Consider the following 24,099-nt stretch of genomic DNA (forward strand, 5'->3'; position numbering starts at 1 on the left):
TATCTATTTGTTGATCTGTTCCTCAAGTAAGGTGCGACCGGCTTCAAGTGAATCATCGATCTTGCTTGCATCAGTACCGCCGCCACGGGCCATGGCAGGCTTACCGCCACCGCCACCGCCAACCACTTCGGACATCTTCCTTACAAGCTGTCCGGCATTGGCACCGGCCTTAAGTGCTTCCTCACCTGCAGCACCGACTATCTTGACACCTGCGGAATCACTTGCCAGAAGGACCACCATATCCTCATTTGTGGTCAACTCTCCGGCGATCTTCACAAGCTCGTCGATATCGGCATTTGGTATTGTTGTGGCCACAAGGCGTATGTCGCCGATACTGACAGCCTCATTTGCCATCTGGATAACGTGGACATGTGCAAGGTCTTCCTTAAGCCTCTGGTTCTCTTTCTTGAACTCCTTCCATTCATTGAAGAAACGGTCGATGGTGGAAGGCAGATGTTCAGGTCTCACACGCAGTGCATCGGCGGCCTGACTTAGATAGGATTCCATTTCCTGCATTGCCTTTACAGCTGCAAGACCTGCTGCATATTCGATACGCTCGACACCATCCTGAATGCGCTCGGTCTTGAGCATCTTTATCGGACCTACAAGTCCGGTGCTCACACAGTGTGTACCTCCACAGGCTTCGATATCATCGGCAACCTTCAGTACACGTATGGTCTTTCCTGGAGGGACACCTCCCTGATACAGACCGAATCCGTATTTCTTCTCGGCCTCGACCCTGTCCAGCCATTCAGCAGTCACACGCTGATTCTCCATGACAGTACGATTAGCGATAAGCTCAATCCGGTTCAGCTCTTCCTGTGAGATACGTTTGTAATGAGAGATATCAAGACGTGCCTTATCCGTGAACTTCTGGGCACCGGCCTGCCATACATGCTCACCGAGCACCTTACGTGCCGCGTCATTGACTATGTGGGTGGCTGTGTGGTGGCATGCGTGGGACATACGGCGTTCCTCGTCCACATGACCCAGGACCATATCGCCTTTCCTGATATGGAGCTCATCCTCCACGTCTTCTAATATATGTACAACAACGCCACTGACGTTCTGGACATCTATTATGTTATGGACAACGTCCTCCACAGTGATAGTACCGTGGTCAGCAGGCTGTCCACCGCCCTCCGGATAGAAGAGTGTGCTGTCAAGAACAAGATGATTATCAAAGATATCAAGGACCACTGCCTCGAAGTTCATCCTTGTAGGTTCATCATAGAACAGTTTCTTCGTTTCAGGAAGCCGGGATACCCTTTCTGAATAGGAGAACTCCTTGACCACCTTGGCTTCTGCCTTGCTATGCCCATCGGCAACAAGGGAATAGAAATTATCAGGAAGATCAACTTCCACATCAACCTCAGAAGCTGCCTGTTTTGATATCTCAGGAGGGATACCGTGACTGTCATACATCTCAACAAGAGTGTCAAGAGGGATCTTCTCTCCTGCTTCCTTGTAGTGCTTTGCAGATTTCTTGATCATACGCTTACCACGTTCAAGGGTATCTGCGAACTTGCGTTCCTCATGATAGAGGATATCAGCAATGACATCGAGCTTCTCCTCGAATTCAGGATACTCCGGAAGGTTCTGTACATGCATCTTCACGATCTCTGACAGAGGGATGGTGATATCCATATCGTTCATCATCCTCAGGGTGCGGCGCAGTACAAGCCTTGCAAGGTATCCGGCCTTCACATTGGAAGGGATGATACCATCTGCGAGCATGAATGTCAGGCAGCGGGTGTGATCGGTTATCGCATATATCGACTCAACAGGCTCCATAATTGCAGAGAGCTTCTCCACAGTCGTGCCGATGCTGGAAGCAACCTGTTTCCTCAGTTCGAAGAGGTTTGCTTTCTCACTTACATCCATAAGACCTGCCAGACGGGCGTTCTGGGAGAGGATGTTCGCATATTCGGAGTTGTCAAGTTCATGTTCGACGCCTGCAAGGTCCATGAGGTCGTTAACGATGTTCGGGAACACGGCATCATATATTGTAGGTGAGCCTTTCGATGCCCATACAAGTCTTTCAAGACCATAGCCAGTGTCCACGATATAGTTGTCCATCTTGCGATAGTTCTCGCCTTTGATCACGATGTCGCCATCATCTGACTGCTGCATGTTCATGAACACAAGGGTTCCGACCTCAAGGCCGCCAATGAGCACCTCGACACATGGTCCTGCATTGCCACCACCGGCCCATGGCTCTTCTTTATATGTAACTGCAAGAGGGTCAGCGCCAAGTGAATTGAGGAATTCATCACACAGTTCCATTGTGCGGTCCTTCCAGTAGATCTCATCTCCCTCATAATTGAAAGCATGGTGAGCCATCATCTCGAATGTGGTCAGATGTCGACCGCTCCTGCCAACAGCATCGAGATCTGACAGACGTATGCATGGCTGAGATATGGTCAATGGATTTGCTGGCGGCGGTACTTCTCCTGAAGTGACAAATGGCTGAAAATCAGCGATAGAAGCTATGGTCAGATATATGTCATCTCTCCATCTTGCTACCACAGGATACCTTTCGAGTCTTGTATGACTCCTTTCCTCGAAGAAATTCAGGTAGTATTCCCTCATTTCAGCGAGATCGAACTTTTTCTTAAAAACAGGATTGCCAATAAAAGAGTACGGATCACATGGAGCGTCACCACATGTAGCTCTTTCAAGATCGCGGGTCCAAAAGTGACTGCCACATTTGGAACACTGTTTACGAACGAATCCGTTCTCAGAGAAAAAATCAAGCTGATACTCGTCTTCAAGCATAATAATTCCAACTGGATGATTGTTTTATTATAATGTAAGTCTGATGTTTTGGACATGTAAGTCCGTTCAAGACTAATTTTATTCTTCCAACTATCGCATCAATGATTAAAAACGTTTCTTATCCCGGGCAACTATATTTCACCGATAGCGACCGAGGACACTATATAAAATATAATATAAATATACATGCCCTATAATCCCGATACATGCCTTTTTTCGACAAACAACGAACATAAAAATTCATGATTTATGAACATGAACTTCATATTATATGTACATCTGAAAGTTTAGTGGTACATTAGGTATAAGTGCGTGATCATAAGTAGGATGTATTGGTGATGATCGATGGAATCAATGCGTTACATGTCATTAGTATTCAGAGGGCTCGTGGAAGAGTATAACAATGCAGGCGTCAGGCCATCCGTTTTCATGGATGCTGAAGGCAGTCTGCAGGTATATCTTTGCGATTCTATAGTCGACGAGATGGAAGAAGAGTATGGAATTGACATCCAGAGCGAATATGATGTGAATGGCGGACAGTTCAGCCAGGCATTCTATGTCAACAAGCCACTTACAACAGAAGTCAGGCACGAGATAGAGAGTGAAGCAACTATCAGCAGCCAGTGAATGATCCATATCATACAAGTAGGGCCTGGCAGGACGGGAAACTGCACGGGAAGGGAACAGGCCCCTACATTATCTAAAGGGTGAAAAACGATGGACCATAAGAAATTGCTTAAAGTTCTGAAGAATTCAAAACAGGTCTACAGGGAAGATTATGTAAAGAAGATATTCAGGAGTGCACACTATGACATCGGAGTCTTTGAGGAACAGCTCAACGATTTCAATGAAACCCTTTCAGGTAGCGATTCAGAACTTGCAAAGTCATATATGGACAGGACCATACTGGCCCAGGTCATAGATGATGCGTCCATTTTACTGGAGATCGTAAAGGATAGTCCGGGACTTGATGAAGAGCAGAACAGGACTATCGAAGAGATGATATTCAAACTTGATGAGATGAGTGATAAGATAGAGGTCATAGACGAAGTCAAAGCACTTGCAGACATGTCCGACCAGGAAGGTTTCACTTCACCATCAAAGAAAGACAGGATATACGCAAACGTCTGAACATATCACCTCCCCACTTTTATTTCTTAGACTTACACCTGCATTTCAACTGATACTTTTCTATCCATTAATTTTAAGGCATGAGACTGCCCTCTTAAAGGCATGTCAAAAAAGATATTAGTCACAAACGATGACGGTGTTTATTCCACAGGCATACATGCTGCCTACAGAAGTGTCGCAGACCTTGGAGATGTAACTGTCTCAGCCCCAATGACACAGCAAAGCGGTGTTGGCCGTTCAATATCTATTTTTGAACCATTGAGGATCACACAGACCACGGTCAATGGAATAGATGTCAATGCAATTGCAGGTACACCAACCGATTCTGTCATACTTGGCATATTCACGATAATGAAACAGATGCCGGACCTCATACTCTCAGGATTCAACATCGGAGAGAATATCAGCACCGACACGATCACAACGTCAGGAACCATTGGTGCTGCACTGGAAGGCGCAAGCTACGGGATCCCTGCGATCGCAGCCTCCATACAGGTCATGGAAGAAGGGGACAAGTTCGATGACAACAGGGAATTCAAACATGACTATGCTGTGGCCATAGAGGTTGTCAACAAGATAGCGAAGAAAGTGCTTGAACACGGATTGCCTGAGAATGTGGACCTTCTGAACGTGAACATACCCCATCACGTGGAGAACGACCCTGAGATAGAGATAACCCGCCTTGCCAGGAAGTTCTTCAGGACGGATGTCGAAGAAAGACATGACCCCAGAGGAAGGCCATATTACTGGATAGCCGGCGACCTTGTACTGGATGCGAAGGAAGGAACCGATGTCCATGCGGTAATGCACAACGGGAACGTCTCTGTTACACCCATAACGCTTGACGCAACCTCTCCGATCGACCTCTCAGAGATAGAGCACCTGCTATAACCATATCAAGGCTATCAAAATAATAGATCAGAATAAGAAATAGGATCTCAAAGGAAAAAGGACCTCTGAAAAGAGATCATTGCTTTACTTTTATGAGGATCTCCTTGCAATCCTTGTCCACACCATGAAGGGTCGTGGCTGCACCTACAACCGTGCTTCCAAGTATTGACTGGACGAAGTGATTGATCTCAATGTCCTTTCCATCTACTGTTAATACGACTTCCATTTTTTATCTCTCCTGTCAATCCATGCAGAATGGCACACGTCTGCTAACTGCCAGTCTGAACATGTCGGGAAGTTCCTCTTTAGTGGCATGTGAAACATCCACATGATCATCACTTACCAGCAGACATGGCTTCAGTTGCCCGTCCGCTGTGACCCTGAGCCTGTTGCAGTTAGCACAGAATTCCGTGTTATCCACAGGTCTTACAAACTCGACTTCTGCACCATTGATGATATATTTTTTCCTCTTGTGCAGTTCACGGACCTTCACATCCGATGAGCTGGTGAGCAAAGAACGCTCTACTTCCTTTGAATCTATCCTGTACTGAGGAAGATCCCTGAAATCCATGAGCTCTATGAGTTGCAGGAGCACATTCCCGCCATATCCGCGTGTGAACTCGAGCATATCAGCTATCTCATCGTCATTGAGGTCCTTCAGGAGCACCATGTTCAATTTCACAGGTGTCAGACCTGCATCCACGGCTGCATGTATACCATCAAGCACCTTATCGAAAGTGCCCTTCCTGCAATTTGTTATCGTGTGGTATTTTTCAGGATCTAGTGTGTCAAGACTTATGTTGACCCTGTCAAGACCGGCATCTTTTAGCGAAGCTGCCCTCTTTTCCAGCAGAACGGCATTGGTCGTTAGGGAAACATCACGCAGCTCAGGCAGACGCACCAGTGCATCCTCAAGGTCCTTTCGGAGCAGGGGTTCCCCGCCTGATATCTTCAACCGGTCGATCCCGAACTGTGATGCAACATCCACTATGTTGACTATAGTATCCACTGACATCTCATTGCTGTGGCCAATATGACCTTCATTATGGCAATAGATGCAATTGAGGTTGCAACGGTCGGTCACGGACATTCTCAGACTCCTGACCGTACGGCCATAGGAATCCGTTAGAAGTTCCGCAGTTCCTGAGGAAAACATAGTACCTAGATATACGTTATTTATTTAACTATTTTGAATACATCAGCCGGGAGAATAATACATATATACCAACTGTACACAATTAACTCCATGACTAAAGCGGTCTTACTTGCAGGTACCAACAGTGGAGTTGGAAAAACAACAGTATCCATGGGCATTATGGCAGCCCTCAGGAAGAGACAGATGGAAGTGCAACCCTTCAAGGTCGGACCTGATTACATCGACCCAACATACCACACGGCGATCTGTGGCAAACCATCACGTAACCTTGATACATTCATGATGCAGGTAGAAGGTGCCAGGAAGACATTTTCAAAGCACTCCGAGAATGCAGATATCAATATTGTGGAAGGAGTAATGGGACTATTTGACGGAATGGGAGCAACTGAGACCGCAAGTTCCGCCCATGTCGCAAAATCCCTCGACATACCGGTAATACTCATAGTGAACGTACACGGAATGTCACGAAGTGCCGCAGCCATAGTCAAAGGTTTCTCAGAGTTCGACAGGGACGTAAAGGTTGCAGGAGTCATCCTCAACAAGGTGGGAAGCCCGAGACATGCGCAGATGATCATCGACTCCATACCGGACATACCGGTGGTTGGAACACTTCCACGTAACAAGGATGTGACCGTCCCATCACGCCATCTGGGACTTTACATGGCGAACGAGATGGAGTTCGATACAGATAGTCTTGCAACCTTCATCGAAGAGAACATAGACCTTGATGCAATAATCGCACTTGCAGAAACTGCCTCCGACGCTGAGGAATATGTGGAAGAGGAGGAGAAGGAAGCAGATGTCAGGATCGGTATCGCATACGACAGTGCTTTCTGTTTCTACTATCAGGACATGTTCGACGCTTTCCGAAGCGCAGGTGCAGAACCTGTGTTCTTCAGTCCATTGAAGGATGAGCTTCCTGAAGTGGATGGATTCTACTTTGGAGGAGGATATCCTGAACTATACATCTCAGAACTTGAGGGTTCGAAGACCACAAAGGCCCTCAAGGACCTGTCAGCCGAGGGAATACCCATCTATGGAGAATGTGGCGGATTACAATACCTGTCCACATCCTACGAGATAGAGGGAACCGTTTACAAGATGGCAGATGTCCTGCCTGCAGAGACCGTCCTTACAAAGAAGCTACAGGCACTGGGCTACACAAAAGGACAGGCAAATGGCAGTTTCATCAAGGGCACCATAAGAGGACATGAGTTCCACTATTCAGCCACCTATTGTGACAACGATGCAAAACTCATCTACGAGATGGAGAGAGGAAAGGGCATTGTTGACGGAAAGGACGGACTCACCGAGCATAATGCACTTGCAAGTTATACACATGCGCATCCGGCATCATTCCCGGTCGAGAGCTTTGTAGAGAAGTGCAGGGAATATAAGAGAAGCTGATTCCCTCTTTTTTTCTTTCATTTCACATTTCAGAAGATGGCTCTTCAGCCTTCTTTTCGCCTGAACCGGAAGCTTCGTTCTCAGATGGCCTGTTGTTCCCCCCAGCTCTTTGAGCATCCCTTTTTTTGAACCAGAGCTTGCGGCTGTAATAGTTAAGAGGATGACTTATCTTCTTGCACATCTCATCAGGAGCATAGCAATTACCATAGGTCTGCATAGTGGAGCATGACGGTGGTTTATAGTGAGTTCCCGAGGAACCTGCGATGTGCTCTACCTGATACCTCGCTTTTTCCACATCGAAGTCAGGAGATGTGGCGAACATATTGATGATGTCGTCAACGGTCATCCCGATGGTCAGAAGGAAGGCGGTCATTGCAAACCGCATTGAGTGTGCAAGGTTCACACCAGCCTGCGTATTTGCGATCGCATGGGTCACGCATGGTGGGAACAGGTCAGTTTCCACAGACTCGAACTCAGATTCACCAAAGGTGCTCTTTCGCTCCTCCAGAAACTCACGTACCTCTTTGAGATATGGCTCACACGCCTCGGCAAGCTCATCGGGTACAGGCATTGGGAGATTATGTTCGACCCGGGCCTTGATGAGTTCCTGTAGAAGACGGGCGAACTCCTCTTTTGAGACATTGACATTCCCATGGTCAAGCTTGCGGTTAACAAGTTTCCACTCTATTGCCTTGAGGGAGCTTGCCATTCTTATATATGAAGTGAAATGCAGCCTGAAACCTGGGTCACTCTCGTCGGGATAGACCCCGAAATCCGAAGCGAACTCCATAAGAAGACCAGTATCCTGTGTCTTCAGGAGCTTATACGAGGCAACTGCCTCTGCAAGACAGTATCTCCTTGTGAGGAAAGCATCATCGATACAGGAGACAAGTATTCTGGAAAAAGGATAGGAAAGTAGTTCCAGCAGGATCTTCTGTTCATCCGAGCTGGAGATACCGGGTTTTGTAAGTTCACCTTCAATGGCCTGCAGGACGCGCTCTTTCCCGCGCACGCGCGCAGAGTCCATTGCCCTTGAAGTGACCAGACGGTCAAGGGATATACCGAGGCTCTTTACGTGTGACGATGCCCCGGAAATGTAAGGATACAGTGCAAAATCCTTTTCATCCATAGATCAGTCAGACTCGATCCTTGGTGCAAGAAGATAACCTACCTTTCCTGCGCCTCCGGCAATGGAGAAACCGATCTTGACAGGGAAGTCCTTTCCAAGCTCTACCGTGACTTCGTTGGAGCGGGATGCAGGCTTGACTATATCTGACAGGTAGTCCAGAGAGAACAATGAACGTGCTTCTCCTGACTTAAGGTCGATAAGTGTGTCACGTGCCATGTCAAGGCGCACGCGGTCCGTATCACCTTCTGCCTCCATGTAGAAGACATCCTCGTCAACACCGAGTAACATATGGTCACTGATCTTCTCAGCAGCCTTTACTGCCCTCTGAAGCTCCTTACCATTGAGAACAACCTCAGCAGGAAGCTCGAGCTGTGGTATCCTTGGCTCTGCCCTGATGGTCGATGGGTCGAGCAGTGCAAGGGTATAGGATAATCCTCCGAGATGTAATGACATCTTCTGTGACATCTCATCAAGTTCCATGACAACCTTCTCATCCCTGCCGGCAACGCCAAAGATATCATTGATCTTAGAAAGGTCCATACCGATCTCACAATCATCTGCACTGAACTCATCAAAAGCACCGGAGCTGAGTTCAAAACTTACCATGGCTACGTTTGCGGGGTCCACTGCCCTTACAGAGATTCCTTCAGGGGATATCCTGAACCTTGCCTCATCGACAAGAACGGAAAGAGTTTCAATTGCAGTTTTTAAAATATCTGCGTCAATTGTTGCCTTGAACATCTTGATTCGCCACCATAATTTGAATTTTTACGTCATTATATCTACTAAGTAATATAAGTTTTCTTTTAATTTAGATCCGTGATCTACAAAGTGTCAGATATAGCAGATCAGTCGTATTCACGCCAGGTGCAACCACACTTGGTGCATTTGAAGAAACGTGTCTCAGACTCATCCGCAGATCGGAGCTGACGCAACCACCAGTAAGCGACATTGTGCCCACATTCCTCACACCTTGCAGTGGTTGTGGGGAGACCCTGGTCCACATTGCCCTCAAGAACGGTCACATCCCTCTTTGCCCTTGATTCTTTTGAGATCAGAGCTTCAGAACTGGCATCTTTTCCTTTTTCATAGCCACATTTCCTGCACTTGAAGGAGCCACCTGAAGGGAACATCATACTTTTACATTCGGGACAGAATTCCATAAATATCACTTTTTGCATTCTCTATTATTAAGTTGTGGTCAAAGGCCATTTCCGGTATATCATGCACATCGAAAAGATGTACCCCTTTTGCATCCGAATCTGCCTTTGGAATACCATTCCCGCGGACCACGAAGACTATGCTCACAGTATGCCCGCGAGGGTCGCGCGAAGGTTCAGAATATACCCCAAGTAACTTAACTATTTCTATTGTAAGACCTGTCTCTTCCATGACTTCGCGTGCAACAGCTTCTTCGACCGTTTCACCAATATCCACAAAACCACCGGGAAGTGCAAATCTCCCTTTGAACGGGGGATTCTTTCTTTCAATGAGGACTATCTTTCCATTCAATATGATTACTGCATCAACTGTTAGCTTTGGAGTATTGGGGGGCATGAGGAACAAAAGCTTAATAGACTACATCAAATATATAGAAGCCATACCTATTAAAGGTGTGCTTATATGATCGAGAATATTCTATGGATTGCTGTAGCTTTCATGCTACTGGGATCAATCGTCCCTAAGACCTTCAAGCCCCGCAGAGTGATATCTGCCGTTGGATGGGGGTTCTTTTCAATACACTGGTTCTACCAGCCACTGCATTACATTGAGATACAGGATTACTTCAATGTATTACTTGTGATCACAGTAGGAATAGTATGTCTGATAATAGCACATACGATGGTCAGGGAGTACAGGACCGGGAACATCCCCGGCTCTGATATAACAACAATGGCAACCAGTGCCACTGCCCTGGGATCCCTGTTCTATTTCCCATTCGCACAGATGGAGGTCCTGAATGTGGGCATCATAGCCCAGGTAACGGACAATGTGTTCTGGATGCTGCAGACGTTGAACGTACCTGCAGAAATGACAGCATGGAACAAGATAGCACTCAACGGCTATCAGGTCGAGATAATCCTTGCATGCACCGCCATTGAGAGCATAGCATTGTTCATAGGGCTCATCGCATCCGTGAATGCACCATTTAAGAGACTGACCGCTGCATTCATGGCATCCGTACCTGTTATATATATCCTGAATATTATACGGGATGTATTCGTCATCATGGCTTATGGATACCAGTGGTTCGGTCCAAATAGCTTTGATATCGCACATCATAATATAGCAAAGATAGGATCGGGTATTGCACTGTTCGTTATAGCCTATGTGGTCATGCGCATCCTGCCTGAACTCATAGACCTGATAGAAGGGGTCTGGCTGTTGGTTACCGGATTCATTCAAAAGCTATTCTATAAAGTAGTAGGAAACCAATAAATGCTTGCTAAAGGTTCTTTTCCCTGGATATTGACATCCATAGTTGCGGGTGTGCTCAGTTCGCTGGCATACTTTTTTTACAGTATACCATATACAGGGACTGTTGCGCTACTATCGATAGGTGTGACAATCTTCTTCTTTTTCTTCTTCAGGGATCCTGAAAGGAAGATCGAAGAACATGACAGTTACATGCTCTCACCGGCTGACGGAAAGATCGTGGACATCAGAGGCAGGAAGATATGCATATTCATGAACTTCCAGAACGTTCACGTCAACAGGGCACCGATCAACGGAAAGGTCCATATGATCGAGCACAAGAAAGGTGGATACATACCTGCTTTCTGCAAGGATTCACACCGCAATGAGAGAAGCCATACACTCATAGAGACCGAACACGGCATCGTGGAGGTCATACAGATCGCCGGAACCGTCACCCGCAGGATAGTCTCCTATGTAAAGGAAGGAGACCACATGAAGCAGGGACAGCGTTTCGGAATGATACGCTTTGGTTCAAGGGTCGACGTTACCATTCCTGAGAACTTTGAGATCTTGACAAAGAAAGGCGACAGGGTATTTGCCGGGGAAACGGTAATCGCCAGAATAAGATAAAGGATGTGAACCAGATACTCCATACTTTGAAATTACCCGATCTTGTCACCCTTCTAAATGCATTGTGCGGGATCGCTGCAATTCTTCTGACATTGAACGGACCAACCTATCTTGCACCTTTGCTCATCCTCATTGCAGCAGTTGCAGACGGTATTGACGGTCATATTGCCAGAAAGTTCTCATCAAGTGAGATAGGAGGAAATCTGGACTCACTTGCAGACGTAATCTCATTCGGCGTCACACCCGTAGTTATCACATTTGCACTGGTCGAAGGCAGTATACAATACATAGTCCTTCCAGCACTGGGATTCTACTTCATTTGCGGCATTCTCAGGCTTGCAAGGTTCAATACCATGCACATGGGATTTGATGCCTTCAGCGGACTTCCCATAACTGCAGGAGGGATAGTCATGTCATCATACCTCCTTATGGGAGAAGCATTCTTCAACGCCTATGTCGTTGCTGTACTGGCCCTGATACTCGGCCTCCTTATGGTCAGTGATGTCAGGTACATGAAAGCAAGGAACAGGAAGATACTCATGCCGCTGACAGTTATCTTCGCAGCCACGATCATATCATATTTCATCAACATCGAATTCACACATATGCTTGCATCCCTCCTGACAGGGATCATGGCGCTATATGTGTTATCACCTATTATCAAAAGGACCACATGAGGGATATCATGCAGGAAAATGTAGCAATAACTGACAGGGACAATGTGCTTTTCGAAGCAGGGATCAAACTTGGTGCTCTCTACCACCAGTTCACAGGTTCACCTGTCAATCTCAGAACGGTTGACAGTCTTGAGAAAGCAATACAGGAAAGTATCTCGGTCCAGCCATGTGTAGAGGAGATAAAGGTCCTGATCAACAGGGACATGATACGCTCAAAACTGAACAGCGAATATGGTTACTGTGAACTCGAAGGCCGTATGCTGGATGTGAGGATAACTGCAAGGTTCGAAAGTGCAAAAGCAGATGTCAGTCTGGCATTTGATACCGAACTTGACTATCCGCTTATGAAAATAGAAAAGATATACTGATCTCAGGCCTTTGCTTCCTTAAAGGCCTCAACCACTTTCTCATTCTGTTCTTTCGTTCCCACTGTCACACGGATAAGGGACTCGCCTGCATTCTTGAATGACCTGCAATTCCTGACAATGATTCCTTTCTTAAGGAGGGATTCCACAACATCTGAAGCGAACTGCGGAGATACATCCACAAGTACGAAGTTCGCCTGGGAATCATAGACCTTGAAAGGTATGTTCTCTGTGAGGAATGCACGTCCTTCTATTGCGCATGAGACACTGGCCTCAAGATAATCCCTGTCCGAAAGTGCGGCCACGCCTGCCATGACAGCAGGAAGGCTTACATTGAACGGGGTTGCTATCTTCATATACTGGGTCTTCAGCCATGCAGGCATCAGTCCATAGCCAATTCTCAATCCTGCAAGTCCGAATGCCTTTGAGAATGTCCTTCCGATAATGAGATTATCATATTCCGATATCATATGGGAGATATTGCGGTCTGAGAATTCCACATATGCCTCATCCACGAACACAAGACCCTTTGTGGAGGCGAGGATGTCACGTACATCGTTCTCTGCCATCAGTTTGCCCGTTGGATTGTTAGGAGAACAGAGGAAGACCACCTTTGTCCTGTCGGAAATAGCATCCTTTATTGCTGCAACATCGAATTCAAGTTCCTCTCCGGGTTCCACATGAACTGCCACAGCACCATTCGCACGGGCTGCGATCTCATAATATGAGAATGTGGGCGTTGGGATCACAACCTCATCACCCGGTTCTATCAGAAGCCTCATGAGATTATCAAGCAGTCCATCCATTCCCGGACCGGAAGCGCATATATTCTCAGCAGGAAGACCTGTGTACTCAGATATTGCCTCCACCAGTTCAGAAGCATCGGCTGAAGGATATATGTTGACCTTCGAGGCAGTGGAGACAAGAGCCTCTATAGCCTTTGGAGAAGGACCCAGTACATTCTCATTGGATCCCAGTTTTATTATCTCAGATGGAGCAATACCGTATCCCTTTGCTATTTCCTCGATGGACTTGCCGGGAACATACTCTGCTATAGATGAGACTACCTCTTTTACCAGTTCAGGCCTGCTCAAGTACGTTCACCACCCTGTCGATCTCCTCTTTTGTGATCACCAGAGGTGGTGCGATACGCAGGACCGTCTCGGATGTGCAGTTCAGGAGTATACCATTCTTACGACCGTGCTCTACGAGGTCAGCACATTTACGGTCGAACTGGGCACCCAGCATAAGGCCTTTTCCACGGACCTCTACAAGACCATCTGTTGACAGGTTACTGAGCTCCTTCCTGAAGTACTCACCCATCTCCTTTGAGCGCTGTACAAGTTTCTCCTCACGGATGATATCGATAGATGCAAGTGCTGCTGCACATGCCAGTGGTCCGCCACCGAATGTCGCTGCATGCTCTCCACGACCGAATGAGACACCTTCACGGGCTGCTATGGCACCCATTGGGAAACCTCCACCGATCGCCTTTGCCATTGTCATGATGTCAGGCTCCACACCGAAATGCTCCTTGCAGAACCATGTTCCTGTACGACCGAAACCTGTCTGGACCTCATCGAAGATAAGGAGAGTCTCGTTCTCATCGCATATCTTGCGTACCTCTTTCAGATAGCCTTCTGAAGGGACGTTTATGCCACCTTCACCCTGAATAGGTTCGACAATGACCGCTGCTGTGTTCGGAGTGATAGCATCTGATATCGCCTGTGCATCATCGAACGGGACGAACTTCTCTTCCTGCACCAGTGGCTTGAAGGGAGCACGATACATATCCTTGTATGTAAGGCTCAGGGCACCCATGGTACGTCCGTGGAATGAGTGTTCAACAGCTATGAAATCGGTCTTCTTCGTGGTGACCCTTGCAAGTTTCATTGCTGCTTCCACTGCCTCCGTGCCGGAGTTACAGAAGAAGACACGGTCCATTCCGGTCAGGCCCACCAGCTGCTCGGCAAGCTCGGCCTGAGGTTCGGTGTAGTAGAGATTGGATACGTGCAGCAACTTTTCAGCCTGCTTCTTTATGGCTTCCACAAGACGTGGGTGGCAGTGTCCGACATTGTTCACGGCAATTCCGGCAACACAGTCGACATACTCACGTCCCTCTGTGTCATACACAAGTGAACCCTTGCCGTTCTCAAGGACGATCGGCTGACGGCCGTACGTCTGCATCACGTATTTTGAATCTTTGTCAAAGATAGTTTGTGAATCTGATGATGATGAATTATAATCCTGCAAATTAACACCTTTTCATAGTAATATTAGAACATCTTTTAAATCTGACTATCGCTACAGATCGGACCGGCTGAGCAAATAAAGAAAAAAGTGAACCTGACCTCGAAAGAGGTCTGGCATCAATATCTAAAGGATACGTCTGTCCGGGACCTTTATCGCAACATAGAGATGATAAAGGAAAATAAGTACGGTAAGCTGGAATGCAAGTTGCATCAAGCCTTTGATACCATCGTACTGTGTGCTTCCGGGAACAGAATTGATGGTTAGGAGCAACTCAAAAAGATAGAGCACAAGACCGGCGGTCAGTACAATGAAGTACTTCTTGAGATTGCTAAAGGAAACATATATTCGCGACCGGATAACATCCGGATCAATCTTTACGAGCAAGTAGGACGTAAGTATCGCCAGAATAACAATACAAAGCCTTGTTGCAAGGTCCAGTAAGTTCAATATTGGATCTGAGTTCATAGCCATCCCCTCATTTTGTGTGTAAAACCCTGTGTCCGTTTTCAGACATCGAGTTCCATCAACTCACTATCACTCAAAGCATCGTCTTCCTCACGCTCAAAGATAATGCCACCCGGTGCACGCATGACACCATCCACACGGGCAGACTCATGTATGGTTATTGACTGGGAATTTATCTCTCCCAGGATATGAGTGCCTGCTGCCACGTAGACATTACCCCGCGAGATAATGTTGCCGTGGATCGTGTTGTCGTTACCTAACTTTACGTCATGTATGGTACGAATACTTCCGTAAAGTGTGGTCTCATCCGCCATTTCAAGTGAGGTGGCCCTTATATTTCCAACGAGCCTGCATTTGCTTCCTATGATAGCATTTGATGGTACCCTGATAGAGTCCATAGATATTTTGGAACCATTTGGGATTATCATGGAATTGAGCCCTATGGACTCCATGTCATCCTCGAACAGGTCCTCAAGTGCCTTTTCGACCTCTTCATCCTTTCCAAGTCTCAAAAGTTCACTGATGTAAAGGAAGAGATAGACTATGACAGGAACAGGATTCCTTACAACTATCCAGCCCTTTGCCTCAAAACCGCCGTTTATCTTAACATCGTTGCCGATATCGAGGTCGCCCTTTACCACCAGTTTGCCATCAATGGTAACGAACTCGCCAATGTAGGCATTATTATCGGTTCTGACGTTCCCGCCTATCTGTGACCATATATCGATCCTTGTATCACCGGTTGTGGTGAGATCACCGGTCAGGGTTACCCTCTCTCCGAATATCGCAGAGTTTGCAATAACACCGTATTTGATCTCAGAGTGATTGCCAGCTATGACATCCCCATCTATGACTATTGTATGTTCTTCCATCCTGGTATTGTCTGGAATTACAAAGGTCTTAAAAATCTCCTCTTCTATGCTTTCACTCTCCGGCAAGGGGTCAATGTATCAAAGGCATTACTATGACTTTATTCTATCGTATTTAATAGATATCGATTTATAAATAGTTATTCTAAGATTGTGCTATCCCTCGCCTTACATCCACTGCAGGACCCCTGTCCATATGGATGGCCTCGTCAGGAGACAACAATAACTGACCTGTGGCCAGAACGGCATCCGAATCGTCGACCAGTATCACTTCGTCGCCTGCTCTTAAATTCGGGTCGACTGCCATGACATGTTTTGCAAAAGCGGTCTTTCCCTTTGATACAAAAGGAACAGCATCCTCACAGATAACGACCCTTGATGCGGGTTTCTCGAGAATGTCATGAAGAGCAACGGCGCCACCTATACCGAGAGTGAGCATACCATCCTTTGCACGAACGGTTGCCAGGTGCTTGCCCTTATACTGGACCTGCCTCACGCGCTTGGTCCTTGAAAGCTGGAAAGTGACATCATCCGGAAAAAGAACTTCTCCACTGCCTTTTCCGAACTGGATATCAGCCATTATCCTTACTTTTTTGAGATTCTTATCAATATTGCTCATAGACGCCAGATAATATGTAAGCTTTAAATTGATAGCGGTTAATTAACAGCAAAATTAAAGGAAGTACACATATATAGAGTGAATGCAGGTGATCATCACTCCTTATTTCAGAGAGTGAAACATCCTCACTATATAAGGAATGCCGAACACATTTATATATAATAATGACTAATTATTACTTGAGGAACGAGAGCAACTGCTTGTAACTGTATTCAAAGGTATAGTAACTGTAACCAAGCAAAACCATTCATCCCCTCAAACATGTTCTCGTTTCCTCGTTGCTCAATAAAGCAACGGACTTTTTTTCTTCAAATTATTGTGACCTTTAGATGTAGCTTTGTCTTTTGACAGTTGATTTTGGGTAAATCACAATCACATCAATGTTTTAAATTACAAGTATGCAGAAAAAGAGTTTTATCAAATACCAACGCAACCATCCGCCGCAGGCGGCGTGTTCCTTCACTGCCAAGAAGATTATTGAAATAATGGCAGTAATTGAAAATTATTAAGTTCAAAGATGTAGCTTGAAAAATACCGCCTTTAGCCACTGTTTTTACTTGCTGGTACGCAAAAAGAGTAAAAGACAAACTACTATATTTCCACTTTTTCGGACCGTGCCGGCTTCGCCGGGACCCTTCGGGATGGTTTGAGTTATTTATAACTTCCGATTATCCTAATTCATTAGTTCCTACTCTTGTGTTTCTAATAATTCAACACAAGATCATTGAAATAATGCAGTAATTGAAAACTAATGTTCCAAAGCTGCAACTTGAATACTATCAATTTTCAAAAAAGATGAGTTCTAAAGAAAGGTCAACAGGAGTTAACCTTTCACAACTCCCATCGGAAGGACACGTGCAACCTTTGTGGCAATTCCGAGATCATGAACAACATCAACTACATCGCTGCTGGATTTGTACACTTCCGGTGCTTCCTCAGCTATCAGTGAAGGCTGGGTGGCCCTTACGATAATACCCTGTGATCTCAGGTCCTTCTGTATATCCTCGCCGCGAAGCTCTTTCTTTGCACTCTTTCGGCTCATTACCCTTCCTGCACCATGACAGGCACTGCCGAAGGTGAGTTCCATTGAATTAGGACCGCCTTTCAGGACATAGGATGCAGTGCCCATGCTACCGGGGATGATGACCGGCTGGCCGATGTCACGGTAGTCATCAGGGACCTCGGGGTGTCCGGCAGGGAATGCTCTGGTGGCACCTTTCCTGTGGACGTATACCTTCTTCTCCTCGCCATCGATCATGTGTTTCTCGAGTTTGGCGACATTATGTGCCACGTCATAGACGAGGTCTAGTCCGAGATCACCGTGTTCTGCTTTGAAGAAGTCATCGAATACCTCACGGGACCAGTGCATGATCACCTGACGGTTGACCCATGCATAGTTAGCCGCACATATCATGGCCTTGAAATAGTCCTGTGCTTCCTCCGAACTGGCAGGAGCACATGCAAGCTGCTTGTCCGGCAGAGGGATGTTGTACTTCTTCGAGGCCTTTGTGAGATTCTGTAGATGGTCGGTACATATCTGGTGTCCGGCTCCACGGGAACCGCAGTGTATCATGAATGTGATCTGCCCTTCCTTCAGGCCGAAAGCCTCAGCTGCCTCTTCGTCATAGACCTTGTCCACATACTGCACCTCAAGGAAATGATTACCACTACCAAGTGTGCCTATCTGTGGCCTGCCTCTCTTACGTGCCTTCACGCTGACCTTTGAAGGATCTGCTCCACGCATCATACCGTTGCTCTCACAATGGGCAAGGTCGTTCTTCACACCATAGCCATTCTTCACGGCCCACTGCACACCATGGATGAATATGGCATCAAGCTCGGTATCGTTCACCCTCAGACGGCTCTTAGAACCTACACCGGAAGGTATTGCCTCGAAGAGTGCATCGAGCAGTTCAGGGAGTTTTGGACGGACATCCTCTTCCATGAGATTGGAACGTACCAGGCGGACACCGCAGTTGATGTCAAAACCCACACCACCCGGACTTATCACACCTTCATCCTTGTCGAAGGCTGCCACACCACCAATGGAGAAACCATATCCAAGGTGTGCATCCGGCATTGCCATGGAAAACTTCTGTATGCCGGGAAGGCATGCAACATTTGCCACCTGGTCGATGGTCTCCCTTTCAAGGAGATCAAGCAGGGTCTTCGATACGAATATCCTCCCCGGGACCTTCATATCAGGTTTGAAGTTACCGGGCACCTCCCATGTGTTATCATTAACTTTAGTAAGAACATCATAAACCGAACTTTCATTATCCTCTGACATCATTATCCTCCTGTCAAATCCTTCCTGTCAAATCCTTCCTGTCATCTTTCCTGCCGAATATCTATTATGGAGACTATGTACTCTGATCGTATGAATATATCGATAATAAAAACTATCATGAAATATTAGAATTGAAACTATAAGGGAACGCGGCGATTCAGGTATCCACCGTCGCCTGTATCATCCAGCCATCATCTGTCTGCTCGATCCTCATATCATTATAGGTGGCTGCCTTTACCTCGGTATCGAAAACATGTACCGAGAGGTCGATGGTCTCACCGTAAAGTGTCGCTGAGAGAGAACATTCATCATCACATACTTTTATCTCGTTGACCTTCACTCCACCAAATGCCATATCCTCTACCTCGAAAAGGAAGAGTATCTCAGAAAGCCAATCGAAGAGAAGACTGTCAATTTCAGGGGAACTGAGTTCTACTTCAACGGATGATGTATTGTTAACTGAATCCGTCTCTACCATGACATTTAGCATGGCAAGTGCAGCGTTCTCGAAAGCTTCCTCAAGGCTTTTCCCGTAAGCCCTGAATTTAGCATCGGCTACGTGTTCCAGATACTCGAAGGATCCTTTCACATCAGATGACATGAACCTTAATTGATCCTGATATAATTAAACCAGACCCCTGAGGATGAGGGAAGAGGTGATCATTCTCCAAGCTGTTTCCAGATATGAGCAATGCGCTGGAAAGCTGTTATGTGACTGCCTATTCCTATTATTATGATCATCCAGCCAAGGGCTGAGAAGCCATATACCGGCGACTGATAGAAGAAATATACCACCGAGGAGAGCATGATAAGCACCAGACGGTCAGCCCTTCCAATGATACCACCGTAGTACCGTCCGAGCTGGAGTGCCTGAGCCTGTGTGCCCAGATAGCTTACAAGCAACACACCAACAATGGCTGCAGTACCGATCTGCCAGTCCACGTAGCCTCCGAAGAAGATACCGCAGATGATGAAAACATCGGAATAGCGGTCTATGACATGATCAAGGAAGTCGCCCCTTGCACTGGCTATGTTGAGATAACGGGCCATAAGACCGTCCATGGCATCAAAGAATGAATTAAGGGCTACTAGAAGCCCGGCTACAAGGACAAAAAGAGGATTTGAGTCCGAGTAGTAGTACAGGAAACCGGAGAGTGCCGCGAACAGAAGTGAGAGCAGTGATATGGCATTAGGGGTTATGCCTGAATCTGCCATTGCCCGGGCAATTGGCTCGAGTATCTTTGTTGCTACAGGTCTTAGAGCATTGAATGTCATGAATATTCTACCCAATGGGCATTTTTACGATTTAACGTTTTCCGGGAAACAGGCAATATCACTTATTCTTTGCAAGGTCGTACCAGTATTTTATCTTGCAGGAATGCTCTACCTGAGTGGTAAGTACGTATGCCTCATCCAGTACCTTCCCGGTTGCAAAGGTCCCGTGACTCCATACAATAGCCGTCTTGTGAGATGCAAGGGCACTGCTAAGGTTCTCCGCAAGTTCACCGGAGCCGATACCGCCTTTGACAACGGGCACTTCACCCAGGAAATACTGCCCCTCACTGTCCGCAGGAGTGATGCTGTCACCCTCCTCCAGCAGTGAAAGAGTTACCGCAAAGGGACAGTGGGCATGGACTATGGCAAGTGCCGGTGTGTTACTGTAGATGGCGCGATGGACAACGGTCTCGGACGATGCGACCATGTCAAGGGCGCACGACCCGTCAACACTGACCTCTACGACCATGTCCTCGGTTATCTCATCCAGAGCGCAACCGCTCCTTGTGATTAGCATCCGGTCACCGACCCTGACACTGATGTTCCCGAAGTGGGATTCTACCAGCCCGTTCTCCACAAGTTTCTTACCTATCCTTGATATCTCACGCCACATAGGACCTCTCCAGGTAGCCAGCTACCATAAAATTTATCTGCTATTATGATATGTAAGGGATTGCTTCCCATAAATAGATGTGGAGCGCATTCATGGTGCCTCGGTGGCTCAGCCCGGCAGAGCGAGTGATTTGTAATCACTAGGTCGCGTGTTCAAATCACGCCCGGGGCTCATGATTTTCAATGTAAAAAACCCAATTTTTTTGAATTATATAAACTCGACCTACTGTAGGTCAGAATTATGACGTTTTGAAATGTCATAAGTCTTTTCGTTTATAGTAGAGTTTCTTTATCCTATATTCTTATAGACGGCGACATTCACTCATATACTATCATACTCTTTCTATGTTGGAAATGAAGGATTTAAAAAAGCCATAAAGTAACAGAGGATGAAGATTGGTAGCCTTCGTCGAGGGCTAAGGATCAAAGTAATGTCTGATATCTATCTTTTTCTTATTCGATAAAATGCCTGATACGGAATATGCTTTTAATGTCAAAAGCTCAATTTTTGGCTCTGTAGAAATCCTTATTTTGACAATAAGTATAACCTTGACATACCTATCAAGGTTATGAACTAATAGTTTGAATTTAACTTCTTTTAGTTGATTCCAATACCTTTTTGCCCTTATTTCTTCACTATATTTCCTTTTGAGAACAGAGAACATCGTTTCAACCAGATTTCTGTTATGATACAGTTCTCTGTTAAATCCCCGTTCCATTTTTCTACGGTACTTTCCTTTGATCCTTTTCCTTTTTCTTTGTCTCAAAGGAATCATAGCTATAGAATTCATTTGTTCTCTAGCTATTGAATGTATGTCCTCCGAATCGTATCCTTTATCCATTACATAATACTTGGATTTACGATTCTTATGGCATTGCTGAAGCAATGCCATTGCATGCTTTGCATCATGAACAGGCTTACCTGATATCTTAAAACCAGTAATAATGAACTTTCCAGTATCAACAGAGATACTTGTTTTTAGGAACGATCTTCGCTTCTTTCCTGTCCTCCAGGAATAATAGTAGCTACAATGTCCACTGGTAAATCCACTTGAATCAATTGCAGTAATCTCTATTTGTTCTCCATAGGAATAGAACAGTTTTAGTGTTTGATGCAATAGTCCACTGAAATCGATTGATTTTAGTCTTGTAATGAATTTATGGAGAGTAGTAAAATGTGGAATCTCTTTTAGTCCAATTCTTTGTTTGATCTCATCCATTAATTCTACAATTTCAACTATATCCCGATAATCTTCATCAAGATATTCTTTCAACAAAACCAATGTCAAGAGCTGATGCTGAGTGTATTTTCTTTTCGAATATTTACAGCTATATATCTGAAGGTGTGAGTTTCCTGATACAGCTAACGCTGTATCAACAAACTTTAAGTACTTATTAGGCAAAACACAATCATCCCCTTTGTGTTTTCTGTTGCAAGTAATACTGAGGGGATTGATTCTTTTTAAATTATTGTCTCAAAATAAAATATGAAGTAGGTTTTCTACAGAGCCACTATAATTAGTATTTAAAAATAAGGTGACTTATGCCAGTAACCTTGATTGAGAAGAATCCATGTTCAGTATATCCAAAAAGAGGTATTATTTCACTTCCTTTTGTGTTATATGTTTGCGGTTTTATAAAATTTAAAAATAATTAGGTTCGTAGAATTACAAAACCTTTGCCTTAGAACAAAAGAGTTGTGGAGATGCAATTCTACAGGTGTTGTTTGTATTGTCAAGGCGAATGTAGACCCTTTAAGGAGGAACATTTAGTCCTGCTTTTTAACTTAACAATTTAGAAGGAGGTATACCATCCGAACCTAACATTGTGTAGATATAATTCTCTAGGCAAAACATTCTCACTACTCATATGAAGGATTCTGCCTAGAGTAATTACCATTAATAATCGTAGCTTTTTGTCATCTCTATCATTTTCTGCAGGTTCTCAGAGGATGCCTTGATAGCAGCATCATTTGTGTGATTTTCTCTTATTGATTGGATACATCTGAACCTTTTTCATTTTTGCAAGGTTGAGTACTTTTTCAATCTCATTTTTCTCTAAAACCCTAGATTCAATGTACCCACTGTCCGCCGCTTCGTTGAAAATCTCATATCCAATTCCTGAACGGGCAAAGATGGTTGTCCAACCATTTGGAGTCCCTATACCACCAAATGAAAGATCTGATGTTTCAGCTGCCATATCTGTACAGAATTTACAGGAACTGCTACGATAACTGTCAAATTCATTTAAGCTAAAGTCTCGAATTTCATTATTCGTATGAAATTCAAATTTACCTTTACGTATTTTCATTGCATCTATATCTTCAAGTTTTATGTTTTTAGATTCAACAAATTCTTTGATGCCCTCATAGTAAAATGTGTCCATGCAGAATAATCCCATCTTCAGTATATTTGCTCTCATGAAAAGACGCAGGAAACCGTGTGGGCTTTTTTGCATCTTGGTGACAGCATCAATATTACAGCTAGGACCAACAAAGGCAATGCTCCGCATATCTTGTTTAATTGCACTCATAAGAGCTTCCATGGTCATACTATGGCTATATATACTACCGGATGAATTTAACAAATCTTCATATGTTTTGGCAACAATAGGAATCGGTTTCCATGGTTCTTCTTCAGACCTAGTAGTTACTATAGCACAATCGATGAGTCCCTCATCGAGGGCATAGGCAAGTACAGATGTGATAACACCTCCATCCTGTCCTTTTAGTTTGGGTATTGTTGTTTTTGCACAGTAAGCATGCCGTATTTTTCCGATTAGATTCTCTTCAGTGGTAATCGTTCTAGGACACTGAGTATAACAGACCCCGCAACCATCACACTTATCTATTAATTTTGGAAACTTATCTACAATTAATATGGATTTACATGTAGAGGCACATGCCCCACAGAGAGTACAAATACCCGGCTTGATAACATCTTTCCTTAATTTCCCATAACCAATACGTTCATCATTAATTGATTTCTTTAGACGAATGATACTATTCATTGGCATTTATTGTTTCACCTAATATGTGTCTGTGAGAGTTTTTATTTTATCAAAACTGTATGATTTGCAGTTGCCCAAATCCAGAGTGATATCATTTATATATCTTCATATTTTTACAAATTAGA

At 45.2% G+C, this 24,099-nt stretch carries 26 protein-coding genes and 1 tRNA gene; 9 read left to right on the top strand and 18 right to left on the bottom strand.

Annotated features, from left to right (window positions below; translation table 11 throughout):
* Window positions 1-3: 3 nt before the first annotated feature.
* Window positions 4-2,778, bottom strand: a complete 2,775-nt coding sequence (gene alaS, locus V7O63_RS00160; protein WP_340819106.1) for an alanine--tRNA ligase — start codon at window positions 2,776-2,778, stop codon at window positions 4-6.
* 345 nt (window positions 2,779-3,123) lie between these two features.
* Between alaS and V7O63_RS00165 the strand changes: the two genes are divergently transcribed.
* The 3 genes from V7O63_RS00165 (at window position 3,124) to surE (ending at window position 4,800) form a co-directional block, all read left to right on the top strand.
* A complete protein-coding gene (locus V7O63_RS00165) occupies window positions 3,124-3,405 on the top strand; it encodes a hypothetical protein (RefSeq protein ID WP_340819107.1) in 282 nt (93 codons plus the stop codon).
* A gap of 90 nt (window positions 3,406-3,495) precedes the next feature.
* The gene (locus V7O63_RS00170; protein WP_340819108.1) at window positions 3,496-3,909 is read left to right on the top strand and encodes a hypothetical protein; all 414 of its coding nucleotides are present in this window, start codon (window positions 3,496-3,498) and stop codon (window positions 3,907-3,909) included.
* A gap of 102 nt (window positions 3,910-4,011) precedes the next feature.
* The gene (gene surE / locus V7O63_RS00175) at window positions 4,012-4,800 is read left to right on the top strand and encodes a 5'/3'-nucleotidase SurE (RefSeq protein ID WP_340819109.1); all 789 of its coding nucleotides are present in this window, start codon (window positions 4,012-4,014) and stop codon (window positions 4,798-4,800) included.
* Window positions 4,801-4,876: 76 nt separating this feature from the next.
* On the opposite strand, the gene V7O63_RS00180 is transcribed toward surE, so the two are convergent.
* Window positions 4,877-5,026, bottom strand: a complete 150-nt coding sequence (locus tag V7O63_RS00180) for a hypothetical protein (RefSeq protein WP_177188079.1) — start codon at window positions 5,024-5,026, stop codon at window positions 4,877-4,879.
* A gap of 15 nt (window positions 5,027-5,041) precedes the next feature.
* Window positions 5,042-5,956 carry a GTP 3',8-cyclase MoaA gene (gene moaA / locus V7O63_RS00185; protein ID WP_340819110.1) on the bottom strand — a complete coding sequence of 305 codons (915 nt, stop codon included), beginning with the start codon at window positions 5,954-5,956 and terminating at the stop codon, window positions 5,042-5,044.
* Between the two features lie 90 nt (window positions 5,957-6,046).
* On the opposite strand from moaA, the gene V7O63_RS00190 reads away from it, so the two are divergent.
* Window positions 6,047-7,363: a cobyrinate a,c-diamide synthase gene (locus V7O63_RS00190; protein WP_340819111.1), complete on the top strand. Its 1,317-nt coding sequence runs from the start codon at window positions 6,047-6,049 to the stop codon at window positions 7,361-7,363.
* A 22-nt stretch (window positions 7,364-7,385) separates the two neighbouring features.
* On the opposite strand, the gene priL is transcribed toward V7O63_RS00190, so the two are convergent.
* The 4 genes from priL to V7O63_RS00210 form a co-directional block, all read right to left on the bottom strand.
* Window positions 7,386-8,492, bottom strand: a complete 1,107-nt coding sequence (gene priL, locus V7O63_RS00195; RefSeq protein ID WP_340819112.1) for a DNA primase regulatory subunit PriL — start codon at window positions 8,490-8,492, stop codon at window positions 7,386-7,388.
* 3 nt (window positions 8,493-8,495) lie between these two features.
* Window positions 8,496-9,233, bottom strand: coding sequence for a proliferating cell nuclear antigen (pcna) (gene pcn, locus V7O63_RS00200; protein ID WP_340819113.1), 738 nt, complete (start codon window positions 9,231-9,233; stop codon window positions 8,496-8,498).
* Window positions 9,234-9,340: 107 nt separating this feature from the next.
* Window positions 9,341-9,655, bottom strand: coding sequence for a transcription factor S (locus V7O63_RS00205; RefSeq protein WP_340819114.1), 315 nt, complete (start codon window positions 9,653-9,655; stop codon window positions 9,341-9,343).
* A complete protein-coding gene (locus tag V7O63_RS00210) occupies window positions 9,633-10,049 on the bottom strand; it encodes an NUDIX hydrolase (protein WP_340819115.1) in 417 nt (138 codons plus the stop codon). Before V7O63_RS00210 ends, V7O63_RS00205 begins: the two co-directional genes overlap by 23 nt.
* A 66-nt stretch (window positions 10,050-10,115) precedes the next feature.
* Between V7O63_RS00210 and artA the strand changes: the two genes are divergently transcribed.
* From artA to V7O63_RS00230, 4 genes are read left to right on the top strand one after another with little or no spacing between them, the layout of a single operon-like run.
* Window positions 10,116-10,931, top strand: a complete 816-nt coding sequence (gene artA / locus V7O63_RS00215) for an archaeosortase A (protein WP_340819116.1) — start codon at window positions 10,116-10,118, stop codon at window positions 10,929-10,931.
* The gene (locus V7O63_RS00220) at window positions 10,932-11,540 is read left to right on the top strand and encodes a phosphatidylserine decarboxylase (protein WP_340819117.1); all 609 of its coding nucleotides are present in this window, start codon (window positions 10,932-10,934) and stop codon (window positions 11,538-11,540) included.
* Window positions 11,541-11,545: 5 nt separating this feature from the next.
* A complete protein-coding gene (locus tag V7O63_RS00225; protein WP_340819118.1) occupies window positions 11,546-12,217 on the top strand; it encodes an archaetidylserine synthase in 672 nt (223 codons plus the stop codon).
* Between the two features lie 8 nt (window positions 12,218-12,225).
* Window positions 12,226-12,585 carry a dihydroneopterin aldolase family protein gene (locus V7O63_RS00230; RefSeq protein WP_340819119.1) on the top strand — a complete coding sequence of 120 codons (360 nt, stop codon included), beginning with the start codon at window positions 12,226-12,228 and terminating at the stop codon, window positions 12,583-12,585.
* 2 nt (window positions 12,586-12,587) lie between these two features.
* Here V7O63_RS00230 and hisC read toward each other — a convergent pair whose 3' ends face one another.
* The 9 genes from hisC to V7O63_RS00275 all read right to left on the bottom strand — a co-directional run bounded on the left by hisC (window position 12,588) and on the right by V7O63_RS00275 (window position 20,966).
* The gene (hisC, locus tag V7O63_RS00235) at window positions 12,588-13,676 is read right to left on the bottom strand and encodes a histidinol-phosphate transaminase (RefSeq protein WP_340819120.1); all 1,089 of its coding nucleotides are present in this window, start codon (window positions 13,674-13,676) and stop codon (window positions 12,588-12,590) included.
* On the bottom strand, window positions 13,663-14,769 hold the full coding sequence (locus V7O63_RS00240; protein ID WP_340820857.1) for an acetylornithine transaminase: 1,107 nt from the start codon (window positions 14,767-14,769) through the stop codon (window positions 13,663-13,665). The genes hisC and V7O63_RS00240 overlap by 14 nt, the downstream gene beginning before the upstream one ends.
* A gap of 189 nt (window positions 14,770-14,958) precedes the next feature.
* Window positions 14,959-15,300 (bottom strand): hypothetical protein, encoded by a 342-nt coding sequence (locus tag V7O63_RS00245; RefSeq protein WP_340819121.1) that lies wholly within the window; start codon window positions 15,298-15,300, stop codon window positions 14,959-14,961.
* Between the two features lie 41 nt (window positions 15,301-15,341).
* Window positions 15,342-16,238, bottom strand: coding sequence for an acyltransferase (locus V7O63_RS00250; protein WP_340819122.1), 897 nt, complete (start codon window positions 16,236-16,238; stop codon window positions 15,342-15,344).
* 76 nt (window positions 16,239-16,314) lie between these two features.
* On the bottom strand, window positions 16,315-16,788 hold the full coding sequence (locus tag V7O63_RS00255; RefSeq protein ID WP_340819123.1) for a PUA domain-containing protein: 474 nt from the start codon (window positions 16,786-16,788) through the stop codon (window positions 16,315-16,317).
* A gap of 823 nt (window positions 16,789-17,611) precedes the next feature.
* Window positions 17,612-19,078, bottom strand: coding sequence for an RtcB family protein (locus V7O63_RS00260; RefSeq protein WP_340819124.1), 1,467 nt, complete (start codon window positions 19,076-19,078; stop codon window positions 17,612-17,614).
* 157 nt (window positions 19,079-19,235) lie between these two features.
* Window positions 19,236-19,679, bottom strand: a complete 444-nt coding sequence (locus V7O63_RS00265; protein WP_340819125.1) for an archease — start codon at window positions 19,677-19,679, stop codon at window positions 19,236-19,238.
* 59 nt (window positions 19,680-19,738) lie between these two features.
* Window positions 19,739-20,353, bottom strand: coding sequence for an archaetidylinositol phosphate synthase (pgsA, locus tag V7O63_RS00270; protein WP_340819126.1), 615 nt, complete (start codon window positions 20,351-20,353; stop codon window positions 19,739-19,741).
* Window positions 20,354-20,411: 58 nt separating this feature from the next.
* A complete protein-coding gene (locus tag V7O63_RS00275) occupies window positions 20,412-20,966 on the bottom strand; it encodes an aldolase (protein WP_340819127.1) in 555 nt (184 codons plus the stop codon).
* Between the two features lie 97 nt (window positions 20,967-21,063).
* Here V7O63_RS00275 and V7O63_RS00280 point away from each other — a divergent pair.
* Window positions 21,064-21,137, top strand: a tRNA-Thr gene (locus V7O63_RS00280).
* A 244-nt stretch (window positions 21,138-21,381) separates the two neighbouring features.
* On the opposite strand, the gene V7O63_RS00285 is transcribed toward V7O63_RS00280, so the two are convergent.
* Together V7O63_RS00285 and V7O63_RS00290 are read right to left on the bottom strand one after the other, a co-directional pair.
* The gene (locus tag V7O63_RS00285; protein ID WP_340819128.1) at window positions 21,382-22,368 is read right to left on the bottom strand and encodes an IS5 family transposase; all 987 of its coding nucleotides are present in this window, start codon (window positions 22,366-22,368) and stop codon (window positions 21,382-21,384) included.
* Window positions 22,369-22,933: 565 nt separating this feature from the next.
* Window positions 22,934-23,980, bottom strand: a complete 1,047-nt coding sequence (locus tag V7O63_RS00290) for a Coenzyme F420 hydrogenase/dehydrogenase, beta subunit C-terminal domain (RefSeq protein ID WP_340819129.1) — start codon at window positions 23,978-23,980, stop codon at window positions 22,934-22,936.
* Window positions 23,981-24,099: the final 119 nt, after the last annotated feature.

Source organism: Methanolobus sp. WCC4 (assembly GCF_038022665.1).
GTDB lineage: Archaea > Halobacteriota > Methanosarcinia > Methanosarcinales > Methanosarcinaceae > Methanolobus.

Excerpts from the sequence above, each read along its gene's own strand:
- V7O63_RS00190 (WP_340819111.1), top strand. The coding sequence starts at position 6,047 with ATGACTAAAGCGGTCTTACTTGCAGGTACCAACAGTGGAGTTGGAAAA.
- pgsA (WP_340819126.1), bottom strand. The coding sequence starts at position 20,353 with ATGACATTCAATGCTCTAAGACCTGTAGCAACAAAGATACTCGAGCCA.
- V7O63_RS00290 (WP_340819129.1), bottom strand. The coding sequence starts at position 23,980 with ATGCCAATGAATAGTATCATTCGTCTAAAGAAATCAATTAATGATGAA.
- V7O63_RS00165 (WP_340819107.1), top strand. The coding sequence starts at position 3,124 with ATGGAATCAATGCGTTACATGTCATTAGTATTCAGAGGGCTCGTGGAA.
- V7O63_RS00205 (WP_340819114.1), bottom strand. The coding sequence starts at position 9,655 with ATGGAATTCTGTCCCGAATGTAAAAGTATGATGTTCCCTTCAGGTGGC.
- V7O63_RS00240 (WP_340820857.1), bottom strand. The coding sequence starts at position 14,769 with ATGCAGACGTACGGCCGTCAGCCGATCGTCCTTGAGAACGGCAAGGGT.
- V7O63_RS00220 (WP_340819117.1), top strand. The coding sequence starts at position 10,932 with ATGCTTGCTAAAGGTTCTTTTCCCTGGATATTGACATCCATAGTTGCG.
- surE (WP_340819109.1), top strand. The coding sequence starts at position 4,012 with ATGTCAAAAAAGATATTAGTCACAAACGATGACGGTGTTTATTCCACA.
- V7O63_RS00210 (WP_340819115.1), bottom strand. The coding sequence starts at position 10,049 with ATGCCCCCCAATACTCCAAAGCTAACAGTTGATGCAGTAATCATATTG.
- artA (WP_340819116.1), top strand. The coding sequence starts at position 10,116 with ATGATCGAGAATATTCTATGGATTGCTGTAGCTTTCATGCTACTGGGA.
- pcn (WP_340819113.1), bottom strand. The coding sequence starts at position 9,233 with ATGTTCAAGGCAACAATTGACGCAGATATTTTAAAAACTGCAATTGAA.
- V7O63_RS00230 (WP_340819119.1), top strand. The coding sequence starts at position 12,226 with ATGCAGGAAAATGTAGCAATAACTGACAGGGACAATGTGCTTTTCGAA.
- V7O63_RS00170 (WP_340819108.1), top strand. The coding sequence starts at position 3,496 with ATGGACCATAAGAAATTGCTTAAAGTTCTGAAGAATTCAAAACAGGTC.
- priL (WP_340819112.1), bottom strand. The coding sequence starts at position 8,492 with ATGGATGAAAAGGATTTTGCACTGTATCCTTACATTTCCGGGGCATCG.
- alaS (WP_340819106.1), bottom strand. The coding sequence starts at position 2,778 with ATGCTTGAAGACGAGTATCAGCTTGATTTTTTCTCTGAGAACGGATTC.
- V7O63_RS00245 (WP_340819121.1), bottom strand. The coding sequence starts at position 15,300 with ATGAACTCAGATCCAATATTGAACTTACTGGACCTTGCAACAAGGCTT.
- V7O63_RS00275 (WP_340819127.1), bottom strand. The coding sequence starts at position 20,966 with ATGTGGCGTGAGATATCAAGGATAGGTAAGAAACTTGTGGAGAACGGG.
- V7O63_RS00180 (WP_177188079.1), bottom strand. The coding sequence starts at position 5,026 with ATGGAAGTCGTATTAACAGTAGATGGAAAGGACATTGAGATCAATCAC.
- V7O63_RS00260 (WP_340819124.1), bottom strand. The coding sequence starts at position 19,078 with ATGTCAGAGGATAATGAAAGTTCGGTTTATGATGTTCTTACTAAAGTT.
- V7O63_RS00255 (WP_340819123.1), bottom strand. The coding sequence starts at position 16,788 with ATGAGCAATATTGATAAGAATCTCAAAAAAGTAAGGATAATGGCTGAT.
- moaA (WP_340819110.1), bottom strand. The coding sequence starts at position 5,956 with ATGTTTTCCTCAGGAACTGCGGAACTTCTAACGGATTCCTATGGCCGT.
- V7O63_RS00265 (WP_340819125.1), bottom strand. The coding sequence starts at position 19,679 with ATGTCATCTGATGTGAAAGGATCCTTCGAGTATCTGGAACACGTAGCC.